Annotated in this window: 10 protein-coding genes and 1 pseudogene; 6 read left to right on the forward strand and 5 right to left on the reverse strand. The window is 64.6% G+C overall.

What is annotated here, in order from left to right:
* The first annotated feature begins 102 nt into the window (after positions 1-102).
* The 3 genes and pseudogenes from KY49_RS07855 to fabI all read left to right on the forward strand — a co-directional run bounded on the left by KY49_RS07855 (position 103) and on the right by fabI (position 3,377).
* Positions 103-2,307, forward strand: a complete 2,205-nt coding sequence (locus KY49_RS07855; RefSeq protein WP_042584069.1) for a DUF3141 domain-containing protein — start codon at positions 103-105, stop codon at positions 2,305-2,307.
* Positions 2,308-2,399: 92 nt separating this feature from the next.
* Positions 2,400-2,597, forward strand: a pseudogene (locus tag KY49_RS35240) (acetate/propionate family kinase); the annotation flags it as partial.
* Entirely contained in the window at positions 2,598-3,377 is a 780-nt protein-coding gene (fabI, locus tag KY49_RS07860) for an enoyl-ACP reductase FabI (protein ID WP_042584070.1), read from the forward strand.
* A gap of 206 nt (positions 3,378-3,583) precedes the next feature.
* Here the strand turns inward: fabI and KY49_RS07865 are convergent, their stop codons facing one another.
* The 3 genes from KY49_RS07865 to KY49_RS07875 all read right to left on the reverse strand — a co-directional run bounded on the left by KY49_RS07865 (position 3,584) and on the right by KY49_RS07875 (position 6,856).
* Entirely contained in the window at positions 3,584-5,074 is a 1,491-nt protein-coding gene (locus KY49_RS07865) for an ISNCY family transposase (RefSeq protein ID WP_042584071.1), read from the reverse strand.
* Positions 5,075-5,326: 252 nt separating this feature from the next.
* Positions 5,327-6,250 carry a glycosyl hydrolase gene (locus KY49_RS07870; RefSeq protein ID WP_231636355.1) on the reverse strand — a complete coding sequence of 308 codons (924 nt, stop codon included), beginning with the start codon at positions 6,248-6,250 and terminating at the stop codon, positions 5,327-5,329.
* Between the two features lie 159 nt (positions 6,251-6,409).
* Positions 6,410-6,856: a phosphate-starvation-inducible protein PsiE gene (locus KY49_RS07875; protein ID WP_042584621.1), complete on the reverse strand. Its 447-nt coding sequence runs from the start codon at positions 6,854-6,856 to the stop codon at positions 6,410-6,412.
* 479 nt (positions 6,857-7,335) lie between these two features.
* On the opposite strand from KY49_RS07875, the gene KY49_RS07880 reads away from it, so the two are divergent.
* The 3 genes from KY49_RS07880 (at position 7,336) to KY49_RS07890 (ending at position 11,961) form a co-directional block, all read left to right on the forward strand.
* Positions 7,336-8,385, forward strand: coding sequence for a Dyp-type peroxidase (locus tag KY49_RS07880; RefSeq protein WP_042584073.1), 1,050 nt, complete (start codon positions 7,336-7,338; stop codon positions 8,383-8,385).
* Positions 8,378-9,190 carry a family 1 encapsulin nanocompartment shell protein gene (locus tag KY49_RS07885; RefSeq protein ID WP_042584074.1) on the forward strand — a complete coding sequence of 271 codons (813 nt, stop codon included), beginning with the start codon at positions 8,378-8,380 and terminating at the stop codon, positions 9,188-9,190. The genes KY49_RS07880 and KY49_RS07885 overlap by 8 nt, the downstream gene beginning before the upstream one ends.
* A 491-nt stretch (positions 9,191-9,681) precedes the next feature.
* Positions 9,682-11,961, forward strand: a complete 2,280-nt coding sequence (locus KY49_RS07890; protein ID WP_042584075.1) for an FdhF/YdeP family oxidoreductase — start codon at positions 9,682-9,684, stop codon at positions 11,959-11,961.
* A 121-nt stretch (positions 11,962-12,082) separates the two neighbouring features.
* Here the strand turns inward: KY49_RS07890 and KY49_RS07895 are convergent, their stop codons facing one another.
* Together KY49_RS07895 and cydB are read right to left on the reverse strand one after the other, a co-directional pair.
* Positions 12,083-13,003 (reverse strand): bestrophin family protein, encoded by a 921-nt coding sequence (locus KY49_RS07895; RefSeq protein WP_042584076.1) that lies wholly within the window; start codon positions 13,001-13,003, stop codon positions 12,083-12,085.
* 144 nt (positions 13,004-13,147) lie between these two features.
* Positions 13,148-14,155 (reverse strand): cytochrome d ubiquinol oxidase subunit II, encoded by a 1,008-nt coding sequence (gene cydB, locus KY49_RS07900; RefSeq protein WP_042584077.1) that lies wholly within the window; start codon positions 14,153-14,155, stop codon positions 13,148-13,150.
* Position 14,156: the final 1 nt, after the last annotated feature.

Genomic DNA, 14,156 nt, shown 5'->3' on the forward strand with positions numbered 1-14,156 from the left:
CTTCGTCATGCGGCGCAGCGCAGCATCACGCTTTCGACCGGCTGATCGATCAGCCGAAGTGTCGTCTGCTTCGTCCGAAGTTCCTCAAACAGGAGTTGCAGCATGTCCGACGTCAACCACGCGGTACCATCCCCGGTTCAGTGCGCGCACGACGCGATCGAATACGGGATCGATGCCTGGCAACGCAGCGTATTGCTGCTGGACGTGCTGCGTGAGCGCGGCAACATCTATCTCGATCATGCGCGGTCCGGCCAGCCTCCTGTTCTGGCGTTCGAGTACGAAGTCATCATGGACGGCCGAGCGCTGCCGCAGCCGGCAAATTATGCACTGGCGCGCATCGTCCCTCCGGACGGATCGCCCGAGACCGATCCGAAGAAACGGCCGTTCATCGTCATCGATCCCCGCGCCGGTCACGGGCCGGGCATCGGCGGCTTCAAGATGGACAGCGAGATCGGCATCGCATTGAAGCAGGGACACCCGTGCTATTTCGTCTTCTTCTTTCCCCACCCGGAACCGAGCCAGACGATCGAATCGGTCACGCGCGCGGAGATCGCCTTTCTCGAATGCGTGGCGCAGCGGCACCCCGACGCCGAAGACAAGCCGTTCCTGATCGGCAACTGCCAAGGCGGATGGGCAGCGCTGATCCTTGCCGCCGCCGCGCCCGAAATGGCCGGGCCGCTGCTGCTCGCGGGCTCGCCGGTGTCCTACTGGGCCGGCGTGGCCGGCAAGAATCCGATGCGCTACACGGGCGGCCTGCTCGGCGGGACATGGCTCGCGTCGTTTGCCGGCGACTGCGGGAATGGAACCTTCGACGGCGCCAACCTGGTCAACAACTTCGAGCAGATGAATCCGTCCAATACGTATTGGACGAAGCTCTACAACGTCTACGCGAACATCGACACCGAGCCTGCCCGCTTCCTGGAATTCGAGCGCTGGTGGGGCGGCCATTTCCTGATGAACAAGGAGGAAATGGAATGGATCACGCAGAACCTCTTTGTCGGCAATCGCCTGTCCGCGGGCGAGGTGGTATCGGCTGACGGCAGCACGCGCATCGATCTGCGCAACATCCGTTCGCCGATCGTCGTCTTCGCATCGTGGGGCGACAACATCACGCCTCCGCAGCAGGCGCTTTACTGGATTCCGGATCTGTACGACAGCGTCGACGCGATCCGCTACAACGAGCAGACGATCGTCTATTGCCTGAACGACAGGATCGGGCATCTGGGGATTTTCGTGTCGGCCGGCGTCGCGAAGAAGGAGCATGCCGAACTCATCAGCGCGCTCGACCTGATCGACGTGTTGCCGCCGGGCTTGTACGAAGCGGTGATCGAGGATACGCACCCCGACCTGCCCGGTCTCGAGTTCGTCGCGGGGCGCTATCTGATTCGCTTCGAGGCCCGGGAGATCAGCGACATTCTCGCGCTCGGCGACGGGCGCGACGGAGAGCGCGCGTTCGAAGTCGTCAAGCGCGTCGCCGAAATCAACCAGGGCGCTTACGACAAGTTCGTTTCGCCGTGGGTGAGGGCTGCATCGAATCCGTGGACTGCGGCATGGGCACGGCTGATGAACCCGGCACGCGTCGAGCGGTGGGCGATTTCGAATCTGAATCCGTGGGCGTTGCCCGTCAAGCTGACCGCGGATGCGGTACGGACCTGGCGGCAGGCGACATCGCCCGAGAACCCGCTGGTCAAAGGCGAAAACCAGGTATCGCGGGCGATCGTGCGAGGTCTGGAAGGCTATCAGGCATGGCGCGACGGCGCCGTCGAGATCCTGTTCAGGACGATCTACGAGTCGCCGTGGCTCGCCTCTCTGGTCGGCCTGAAGGAGGGGTCCGTCCAGCGACGCACGAACGAAACGGCGAGTTGGTTCGAAGAGGAATTCAAGCGGCTCAAGCGACTTGAGCTTGAAACGTGGTTCGAGAACGGCACGCTGCTCGACGGCGCGATGCGCCTGATCATCTACTGCGGACGCGATCTTCGTGTCGTGGATGAGCGCCCGTTCAACGCGATGCGCGAGCTGATGCGCGAATCCGGACTCGATGCGCAGATCCGGCTCTCCGACCTCAAGCAAGTGACCAAGCGTCAGACCTTTCTGGTGCTGCTGGACGAGGAGCGCGCGCTGGCGGGGCTTCCCAAGCTGCTGGTGCGTGAATCCGACCGCCGTCGCGCGCTCGACGTCGCCTATGCGTTGGCGGCCACCGTTGGCGAGATCGCGCCGTTGGAACGGGCTCGATTCGACCGTGTCGCCGAGGTGCTCGGCCTGGCGCCGTGCGCGCGTCGCGCGACGAAGTCGACGGAATCCGCGTGAGGGCCAGTCATGGAACACAAGGGTGAAAAGTACGAGCGCCTGATCGTGCCGATTCTGGTCGGGCCGTCGGCGAGGATCGTTTCGGTCGAGGAAGAGGGCGGCATGCGGCCGCTGTGCGCGAGCGCGGCTGTCGTGCGGCGGCATGGCTCGGCGTGTCGCTCGATCCGTCCTCGAATGCGCGCCATGGGCCACGTATCAGCACGCGCGACAGCCTGGTCTCGGTGCGGGTCATCCCGACCGATGAAGAATGGATGATCGCGTCGCATACCCTTGATCTACTGGGAGCCTGAATGGAGAAGATCCCGAACTTGCCGCTCGAGGGGCGCAAGGCGCTGATCCTCGGCATCGCGAACGAGCATTCGATCGCCTATGGATGCGCGCGAGCATTTCGCGAGCTGGGTGCGGAACTGGCGATCACCTATGCGAATGACAAGACCCGTCCGTATGTCGAGCCGCTTGCGCGTGAACTCGGAGCGGCACTCGTGATGCCGCTCGACGTGTCGAAGCAGGGGGAAATGGACGCATTGTTCGACGCGATTCGCCGGACGTGGGGGCGACTCGACACGGCGGTACATTCGATTGCATTTGCGCCCAAGGCGGATCTCCAGGGCGGTTTGATCAACAGCTCGGCGGAGGGGTTCGCAACGGCCATGGATGTGTCGTGCCACTCGTTCATTCGCATGGCGCGACTCGCCGTACCGTTGATGGATCAGGGCGGAACGCTGTTCGCGATGAGCTATCTGGGTGCCTCCAGGGTCGTGCCGAACTACGATCTGATGGGGCCGGTCAAGGCGGCGCTCGAGGCGACGTGCCGATATCTCGCGCACGAGCTTGGTCCGCGCGGCATTCGCGTTCATCCGATTTCGCCGGGGCCGCTCAAGACGCGTGCCGCGTCGGGGCTCAAGGATTTCGATTTGCTGCTCAATGAAGCGGTTGAGCGGGCGCCGCTTGGCGAACTGGTCGACATCATGGATGTCGGTTTCAGTTGCGCCTATCTCGCCACGCCGTACGCGCGGCGAATTACAGGAAACACCATGTTCATCGACGGCGGCGTCAGCATCATGGGCTAGGTGTCGCGTGCGGCGATCCTGGACACACATAAGATTGCTGGCTAGGTGTTTCGGTACTGCGTTGAAATAAAAGGGAAATTAACTAGGGTCGAATCTGATGGGCTCCGCGATTTGTCAAAGCCATTCTCAAATGTCCGCTTCCTGGCTATTTAGAAATGTCCGGTTTTACGGTTGGTTTGGCTGCCTGTTGTTCCTCGGTTTGAGCGTTACGCCGTGTCGAAGGACGGCGTCTGAACGGGCAGGGCGCTCACGTCTGTGCCACGGTCCTTCGCAGACCGACGGCCTGGTTTGTTCGGTTGCTGCTGTGTCTGTCTGCGTTGAGCCAGATCCACAATCACCTGTTCGACGTCAGCCTGAGTAAACTCACGTTGCTTCTTCTTGCCCGGCTGAGGTTTGTTGCGATCGGTCCTGGTCGAGTCGCCCCGATTTGCTCGGGATGGAGCTTTACCGATTCGGCTGTTATCGCGTTGCGCCTGGATCGCTTGCGCGACTTGCAGCACGTGACTCAAGCGCTTGTGATCGACGACTGCGGCTTGATCGATCTCGGCCAGTCGGTCGTATTGCCTGTAGGGCAACACACGGCCATCGGCCCGTAGTTCGATGCGTCCGTCCGGATACTCCCAGACCTCGATCACTCGATCGATCAGCTTCCGATTCTCCGGCGTGTCGTCCAACAGGTACATGACGCGGTCGTATTGCACCGTCAGCGACTTCGTCACTTTCCGCGGCTCACGCCACGTGAGCACCAGATCCAGGCTCTCGTCAGTCCGCAGCGGCCGGTGCGCGTCAAAGTCGCTCTTCGGCGGCTTCGCGAACCGGGCGTTGTAGGCCGCCATGAAGGAGGGCGCATACGCATTTGCGTCCGCCACCGTGCTGATGCCGCGCAGTCGCAGTTCCTTCACCAACCGGTCCTGCAGCGTCAGATGGGCACGCTCGACGCGCCCCTTGGCCGGGCTGCTGTTCGCGCAGAACGTGTCGATGTTCAGCTCGTACATCGCGCGGCCGAATGGCGTCACGCGATTGCCCGTCTTGCCTGGCGTCGTGACGCGGAACACGCTGGCCTTGTCGCTGTAAAACGCACCGGGCTTGCCGTGGCATTCGATGTACGCGCGCGTCGCCTCGAAGTAGCTGAAGGTCGATTCGGTCGCCGTGAAGTGCAACATCATCAGCCGACTGGTCGCGTCATCGACGTACACCAGCAGCGTGCATTGCGGCGCCCGCTCCTCGAACCATCGATGTTCGCTGCCGTCGATCTGGATCAGCTCGCCCAGGCACGCCCGGCGCGCCCGCGGCTGATAGACCTTCGGCGGGCGCTGCCGGCGCGGCACCCACAAGCCGGCATCCGTCATCAGCCGCCGCACCGTCTCCTTGGCCAGCCGAATGTCGTGGCATTCGTATAGCTTCTCGCAGGCCAGCGTCGGCCCGAAATCGGCGTAGCGATCGCGGATGATCGAGAGTGCCCGGTCGGCTGTCACCGGGTCCAATCGGTTGTTGCTGGGCTTCGCGCGCCGCTGCGACACGAGACCTTGCGGTCCGTGCTCCCGCAGTCGGCCGACCAGTCGCCGAATCTGCCGCGTCGTCAGCCCCAGTCGCTCAGCCGCGCGCCACGGCTTGAGCTTGCCGTCCGCCACGTCCTGAATGACTTTGAATCTGTCCAGCTCGCGCATCGTCATCGTGATCCGTTCTGTCGCAGCCATCGAAGCTCCCGGCGCCGGACAACCGGCGGCCGAATAGCTTACGCGGCACGAAAGCGGACATTTGAACTTAGCCAGAAACGGACATTACAACTTAGCCGCTACACGATTTAATGTTGATAATTGAGATTATGTTAAATCTTGTACACAGGACTGCGGCGAACATAACGAAAGCCTGGCGCACCGCTCTGTGCCGCAGCCAGTGCGCCCGCCACCCGTACCGCATCAATCAATCGTCCGTTCAAGTGCCCCGCATCATCTGCCAGACGCAAGATCGCTGGCGAACCGGTTCGTATAACCAAGGGTGCCAACGCCGCCGATGGAGTTGCACGTCGACGATGCGGCACCGGGTGGACAATCGACGTCACGGTCAAACGACCAGAAGTGGACACCCACGAGCCCGTTCTGTTTCACAAACGCGGCCGTAGTGTCAGCATCCGCAGGCGTGAAAGTTTCACCGGCCACATCGTTGCCGCCAATCATCGGAGTCAGCTCCATCTGACTGTACGGTACGCCCCAGTGATCGTGCAGGTTCATGGCCGCCTGAATGGCCGACTGTCCCATCTGGCAGGTACCGTTCGCGACCACGCAGTTCCCCGGCCCCGCCGAACCGTAGTCCATCGTCATCAGGTTGATCATGTAGTTCTTCAGGCCGTACGTCTGGATAGCCTGCATCACCCAATCACCGTAGATGTTGAAGCTGTCCGGTGCGCTTGCGCCCCACGAACTGGCCATAACCGCTCCCGGCTGCGAAGGGGCAAGTGTCGCCAGCGTGAAGCTGAAACGCAGATTGGGATAATTCTGCTGGGCCACGACCACGCGCTGCACCAGATCGTTAATCACCTGTTGCGTCTGCCCTGCCTCGATATCGAAATCGATTCCGACGAGGTTATTTGATGCGTAACGATTGATGAAAGTCGCCATGCCGGCATCGCTACCGCACGTGAACGAACCCGCTGCGCCGCCTGTCGAAATCACATAATTCACATTGGCCGCGGTGAACAGCGGCACATTTGCGGCGGCCAGCGCGCCACCGTCGACGCCCGCCCAGTTCTCGCTGCCGCATTCGCCGGTTGCAAACGCGAGCGTCAGCGCGCGAACGTTGCTCGGAAGCACCGACAGCACCGGGCTCATCTGGCCCGTGACGTTCGACGAGATGACGTTCGTGTTCCAGTTCATCGAAATCGTCGCGTCCTTGTACGGGCTATACAGGAATGCTGGAGCCACGCCAGTATGTTATTTTTCTTGGCGATTGTTTTAAAATACAAAAACGCCTGCGAGCAACACAAATCGCCGATTTTTTATTCATTAAGATCCGCAACCAGCGTCCGCGCCACGCTACCGCCCACCCGGCGCATCATCGGCCTCATCCGCCTCGGCAGGATACCGATGCTGCCCGAACCGCAGAATCAGCACGCCCACGGCAAGCAGCACGATGCCGAGCGTCGTCATCAGCATGTGTTCCGGGCTGTCCGTCACGCCGCGCAGGATCAGGTCCCGCGCGAGCGACGTCATCGCGATATAGAGCGGGAAGCGCACCGGCAACCGCCCCAGACGCAGGTAGCGCACGGTCATCGCGAGCACTTCCAGATACAGGAACATCAGCAGCAGGTCCGTCAACGAAACCGCGCCGGCCACGACGACCTTCCAGGCTTCCTGCCCCATCGCGAACGAAGTCGCGAGACCGATCACCACGAGCCCGGCAAGTTCGGCCGCATGAAGAAAGCGGTCGAAACGCCGGCGAATGCGGTCTGCCGCGGTGGCCAGCGGCCGAGAGGTATTCAGTGTATTCAAGGTGTTGAACTGCGTAAAAAGTGAATCGGCATCCTTACTTTCCCTATCGGCGACGACATAATCATCGATTCGTTATCCGGATCAACCTGCGCGCCAGCCCGACAGGCTGCCTTGCCCGACCACCGCGACATAACCGCGCATCGCTTCCGGCCGCTTCGTCGTCGCGCCCGTTGCCTGATGGCAGCGGCCCTAATCTACTTCACGCGACGCGCTGCCATCAAGAGCACAGCTGCCGCCGGTCTGTACTCCAATCCGGCGGCAATCAAGCATTCGAATAACAGATCGGCGATTCGTGTTCCAAAGTCGCACCGAAGCTGATAGATTGCTTTCGCATCGATATCCTGCGATGCGGCGCTCGCGCATGTCGCAATCGAGAACAGACGCCTGTCACACTTCTCCGATACGCTTTCGCAAAGCAGCATTTCAACAACCCGCGTATCGTATCGGCACCAATAACACCGACACACCCGATGCAGACAAACCCTCCCTCCCCTCAGAACGTCCACAGCCCGCCGACCCGCAACGCGATCTTCCTCGTCGCGACCCTCCATCCCGGCGCCGACCACGCGGACACGATCCGCGCGTGGTGCGGCGACATCGCCGCCCTCGTCCGCTCGGTCGGCAAGCGCGTGCCGTCCGGCAACCTGTCGTGCGTGTGCGGCTTCGGCGCCGACGCCTGGGATGCGCTGTTCGGCGCGCCGCGGCCCGCGTCGCTGCATCGGTTTCGCGAATTCGGCGCGGGGCAGCGCGTCGCCGTCTCGACGCCCGGCGACATCCTGCTGCACATCCGGGCCGACGCGATGGATCTGTGCTTCGAACTCGCGACCCAGCTGGTCGGGCGCCTCGGCGACGCGGTGCAGTTCGTCGACGAAGTGCACGGCTTCCGCAATTTCGACCAGCGCGCGATGATCGGCTTCGTCGACGGCACCGAAAACCCGGACGGGCGCGAAGCGGTCGACTTCACGGTGATCGGCGACGAGGACCCCGAATTCGCCGGCGGCAGCTACGTGATCGTGCAGAAGTACCTGCACGACATGGCCGGATGGAATGCGCTTCCGGTCGAAACGCAGGAGCGCATCATCGGCCGCACCAAGCTGTCGGACATCGAGCTCGATGCCGCGGTCAAACCGTCGTCGTCGCACAGCTCGCTGACGACGCTGGTCGAGAACGGCGAGGAGGTGAAGATCCTGCGCGACAACATGCCGTTCGGCCGTCCCGGCGCGGGCGAGTTCGGCACCTACTTCATCGGCTATGCGCGCTCGCCCGCTCCGATCGAACAGATGCTCGAGAACATGTTCGTCGGCCGACCGCCCGGCAACTACGACCGGCTGCTCGATTACAGCCGCGCGGTGACGGGGTCGCTGTTCTTCGTGCCGTCGGCCGACCTGCTCGACGCGCTCGCAACGCGCGCCGCACCGGCCGCCGATGCCGTTCCGCCGGCCACCTCCCCGTCGACCGAGCCGGCTTCCAACGGCTCGCTGAAAATCGGATCGCTCAAAGGAACCCACCCGCATGAATAACCTGCACCGCGAACTCGCGCCCATCTCCGCAGCCGCCTGGGCGCAAATCGAAGAGGAAGTGGCCCGCACCTTCAAGCGCTCGGTCGCCGGCCGGCGCGTCGTCGACGTCGAGGAGCCGGGCGGCGTCGAGCTGTCGGGCGTGGGCACGGGCCACCTGCACACCATCGCCGCACCGCGCGAGCGCGTCGGCGCGAAGCTGCGCGAGGTCAAGGCGCTCGTCGAATTCACCGTGCCGTTCGAACTGCGGCGCGATGCAATCGACGCCGTCGAGCGCGGCGCGCGCGACGCCGACTGGCAGCCGGCGAAGGACGCCGCGCAGCGCCTCGCATTCGTCGAGGACAGCGCGATCTTCGACGGCTATTCGGCCGCGGGCATCGTCGGCATCCGCGAAGCGACGTCGAACCGCAAGATCGCGCTGCCGAGCGACGTCGGCGCATACCCGGGCGCGATCGGCGACGCACTCGAGGCGCTGCGGCTCGCGGGCGTCGACGGCCCCTATTCCGTGCTGCTCGGCGCGGACGCGTACACGGCGCTCGCCGAGGCGCGCGAGCATGGCTATCCGGTCCTCGATCACATCAAGCGGATCGTCAGCGGCGAGATCGTGTGGGCGCCCGCGCTCAGCGGCGGCTGCGTGCTGTCGACGCGCGGCGGCGACTTTGCGCTGCATCTCGGTGAAGACGTGTCGATCGGCTACCGTAGCCACAACGACGAAGTCGTGCATCTGTACTTGCGCGAAACGTTCACGTTCCTGATGCTGACGAGCGAAGCATCGGTGGCGGTGGAGCCGCAGCAAGCGGCCGTTTGACGATCAACGGATCGCGCCAGCGGCTCGGCATGAACCGCTGACGCCGACGCCCCCTTCCCGTCCCGCGTTGCCCGGCGTCTCGCCACGGCATCGCGGGCGCGTCCCGGGCCGGGCGGTTGCCCGAGTATCACCGCTTCCCGATGCGGCTGCCGGATCGCCTCCGGACTCGCCCCCTTCCACCCGAGCGCATTCGTCTGTACTCCCATTCAGTGAGGCCGCCCCTTGCACAGGGGTGCAATTCGCGCGCCACGACACTGCCAACTGTGTCTTGGATGGCATCCGTCGATCCGCTATTTTTTGACGCAATCAACGTGATGCAGTGGGCTCCCCGAAGCACTGCCCTGCACTGCACCGTGCCAGAACACGGCGCGCGCGCCCGCACGCGCCGCTGGCGCCGCCCCGCCCTCGCGCGGCGGCGCCGAACCCGGCCGCCACGCGGCCTAACCCGAGCCGCGATCCGGCCTGCCCGGAACGGCTCACGGAGCATTCACATGACAAATCGACGCGAAGTGCCAGGTATCAGGAAGTACGACGGGCCCGCGGGCGGTTGGGGCGCGCTTCGCGCCACGGCCGATGCCGTACGGACGCAGATGGACGCCATCGAGGCGCCGATCATCCTGATGCGGACCAACCAGCCCGACGGCTTCGACTGCCCGGGCTGCGCGTGGCCCGACAAGGAACACAAGTCCACGTTCCAGTTCTGCGAGAACGGCGCGAAGGCCGTCACGTGGGAAGCGACGAGCAAGCGCGTGACGCCCGAGTTCTTCGCGGCGAACACCGTGTCGTCGCTGTTGCGCATGTCGGACTACGAGCTGGAGAACATGGGCCGGCTCACCCATCCGCTCGTCTACGATCGCGCGACCGACACGTTCCGCGCGGTCGAATGGGACGCCGCGTTCGCGCGCATCGGCGAGGTGCTGCGCGGCCTGCCGCCCGAGCAGGTCGAGTTCTATACGTCCGGCCGCGCATCGAACGAGGCGGCGTATCTGTACCAGCTGTTCGCGCGCGAGCTCGGCACCAACAACTTCCCCGACTGCTCGAACATGTGCCACGAGCCGACCAGCGTCGGCCTGCCGCAATCGATCGGGATCGGCAAGGGCACGGTGTCGCTGGAGGACTTCGACAAGTGCGAGCTGATCATCTCGATCGGCCACAATCCCGGCACCAACCACCCGCGGATGATGGGCACGCTGCACGAGTGCTCGCGGCGCAACGTGCCGATCATCGTGTTCAATCCGCTGCGCGAGCGCGCGCTCGAACGCTTCGCGGACCCGCAGGACATGATCGAGATGGCGTCGTTCGGCTCGACCCGGATCGCGTCGACGTACTTCCAGGTCGACGCGGGCGGCGACGCGGCCGCGCTCAAGGGGATCATGAAGGCGCTGCTCGCGCTGGAGGCCGAACGGGGCAACGTGCTGGACCACGCGTTCATCGCCGAGCATACCGAAGGGTTCGACGCGTTCGCGGCGGACCTGGAAGCGACGCCGTGGGACGACATCGAGCGGGCCAGCGGCCTCAGCCAGGCGCAGCTCGAACAGGTCGCGCTCGCGTATGCGAAATCGAACGCGACGATCGTCACGTACGGGATGGGCGTCACCCAGCACAACAAGGGCACGGCCAACGTGCGCCTGATCGCCGACCTGCTGCTGCTGCGCGGCAACTTCGGCAAGCCCGGCGCGGGCATCTGCCCGCTGCGCGGCCACTCGAACGTGCAGGGCAACCGCACCGTCGGCATCACCGAAAAGCCGTCCGAGGAATTCCTGAAGAAGCTCGAGGAGGTGTTCGGCTTCACCCCGCCGCAACACCACGGGCACGATGCGGTCCAGGCGATGCAGTCGATGATCGACGGCACGTCCAAGGCGCTGCTGTGCCTCGGCGGCAATTTCGCGGTGGCGCTGCCCGATCCGGAGCAGTCGTTCCCCGCAATGGGCAAGCTCGACCTGAGCGTCCACGTCGGCACCAAGCTCAACCGCTCGCACCTGCTGGTCGCGAAGGAAACCTACGTGTTCCCGTGCCTCGGCCGCACCGAACTGGACGTCCAGGCGAGCGGCCCGCAATCGGTGACGGTCGAGGATTCGATGTCGATGGTGCATGCGTCGGCCGGCAAGCTGAAGCCTGCGTCCGAGCAGCTGCGCTCGGAACCTGCGATCGTCGCGGGAATCGCGCATGCGACGCTGCCCGACAGCAAGGTCCAGTGGCTCGACGCGATCGCCGACTACGACCGCATCCGCGACATGATCGACCGGACGATTCCGGGCTTCGAGGCGTTCAACGAACGCATCCGCACGCCGGGCGGCTTCCGCATGCCGCTGCCGCCGACCGAGCGCGTGTGGCCGACGCCGACCGGCAAGGCGATGTTCTCGGTGTACAAGGGCGTGAAGGAAGACGCGGACGTGCTCGGCGCCGAGCAGGTGCTGCGGCTGATCACGCTGCGCAGCCACGACCAGTACAACACGACGATCTACGGGCTGGACGATCGATATCGCGGCGTGTTCGGGCGTCGCGACGTGCTGTTCATGAACCCGGCGGACTTCGCGAAGTACGGGCTCGAGCACGGCGACCTGGTCGACATCGAGACGGTCACGCCGTCGGGCCGGACGCGGCGCCTCGAGAAGATCACCGCGATCGAGTACGACATCGCGCCGGGGTCGGTCGGCGCGTACTATCCGGAAGCGAACGTGCTGGTGCCGCTCGACTACATCGACAAGGAAAGCGGCACGCCGTCGTACAAGTCGGTGCCGGTGCGCGTGACGCGCTCGGCTACCGTCTGACGGCGGACGGCTCGCGGCGAGGGTTCATGCCGCGGGCCGCGGACATGATAAATGGCGCGTCAGGTCAGTTCTGACGCGCCATTTTTTCCTTTCGCACACCGCGGGCGGCGATCGCCGCGCGTCAGGTCAGCTGGTAGGCATCCGTCGGCGCGACCTCCTTCGGCAGCTCGGCGCCGCACAGCTCGAGCACCGAGCGCTCGATCGTCCTGGCCATCGCGTCGAGCGCCAGCGCGTTGGGCGCGGTGCTGAACGGCTCGGCGACCTCGTTGGCGATCGCCTCCAGCGCGATCAGCGTATAGGCGATGAACACGCAGATCAGCGGCGTGAAGAATTCCGTCGAATCGACGAGACCGAACGGCAGCAGCACGCAATACGCATAGACGGTGCGGTGCAGCAGCACGCTGTACGCGAACGGGATCGGCGTCGACGCGATCCGCTCGCAGCCGCCGACCGCGTTGCCGAGCCGGTTGATCTGCTCGTCGACCATCCAGCGCGTCGTGCCGGCGTCCGGCGCGCGCGCCAGCATCCGCGCCAGGTTGCCGCGAATCTCGTCGAGCAGCGCAACCGGCTTGTAGACCTTGCCGCTCAGCGCTTCGGTGCGCGCGCGCCCGAGGACGCGCGTCAGGTCGTCGGCCGGATCGGTGTTGCGCAGCTGATGCTTCAATGCATAGACGAATGCGATCAGCAGGTCGATCGTCTGGTTGCGCTCGGCCACGTCGACGTGGTCGGGCAGATAGCGCCGCATCTGCGAGGTCAGCGTGCGCGACGCGATCAGCACGTCGCCCCACAGGTGCCGTGCTTCCTTGAAGCGCTCGAAGCTCGCGTTGTTGCGGAAGGCGAGGAAGATCGCCAGCGCGAGCCCGAACAGCGTGAATGGCGCCGTGTTGAGCGGAATCTTCTCGCCGAAGATGCGGCCGTTCGTGAACACCGCCAGCGTGCTGACGATCGCCATGAAGACGAGCTGCGGAATGATCGATTGCAATACCGAGCCGTTCCACACGAACAGCATCTGCAACCAGTTTTGTCTCGGTCTGACGATCATGATGGTGCCTCTTCGGGTCGCGGTGCGGCCGCGTTGCCCCTGCGTAACGAAAACGGCCCCGCGAGGCGGGGCCGGAGTGCGAGTGTCGCGCGGCCCGGCCGTTGCGACGCGGGTCCCCGTGGCAGTACCTGCGCCTGCCGGGCGTCAGTGGTGGTAGCCGTCCCCTTCCCGCACCTTGCCGCGGAACACGCGGTACTGCAGCCCGTTGTAGACGAGGATGACCGGCAGCACGATCACCGTGCCGACCAGCGCGAACAGTTGGCTCGAATGGCTCGACGACGCGTCCCAGATCGTCAGCGACGGCGGCACGATGTTCGGCCAGATGCTGATGATGAGGCCCGTGTAGCCGAGGAAGCACAGCGCGAGCGTCAGCAGGAACGGCGTCGCCTCGTGCTTGCGGCGCACGGTGTGGAAGATGCCCCACACGCAGACGAGCACCAGCACCGGCACCGGCAGGAACCACACCAGGTCGCCGCTGCCGAACCAGCGATGCGCGACGGCCGGCAGGCCGATCACGGTCCAGAGGCTGACGACGGCCATCGCGCCGAGCAGCACGATCGTCAGCGGCTTCATCAGCACGCGCATCTTGCGCTGCAGCTCGCCGTCGACCTTCAGGATCAGCCAGCCGCAGCCGAGCGCCGCATAGGTCGCGACCACGCCGAGCCCGCAGAACAGGCTGAACGGCGACAGCCAGTCGAACGGGCCGCCGACGAACGTGCCGTTGGCGATCTTGATGCCCTGCAGCAGCGAGCCGAGCACGACGCCCTGGCAGAACGCCGCGAGCGCCGAGCCGCCGATGAACGCGAGATCCCACAGATGCCGGGTGCGCGTTGCCTTCGCGCGCAACTCGAAAGCCGCGCCGCGAAAGATCAGCCCGACGACCATCAGGATCAGCGGCAGGTAATTCGCCGGCAGCAGCGTCGAGTACACGACCGGGAACGCGCCGTACAGCCCCGCTCCGCCGAGCACGAGGAACGTCTCGTTGCCGTCCCACACCGGCGCGACGGTGTCGAGCATCACCTGCCGCTCGGCTTTCGCGTCGAAGAACGGAAACAGCAGGCCGATGCCGAGATCGAAGCCGTCCAGCACCACGTAGATGAACACGCCGAGCCCGATGATCGCGGCCCATACGACAGGAAGATCGATGTGCATC

This window comes from Burkholderia sp. MSHR3999 (assembly GCF_000833595.1).
Lineage (GTDB): Bacteria > Pseudomonadota > Gammaproteobacteria > Burkholderiales > Burkholderiaceae > Burkholderia > Burkholderia ubonensis.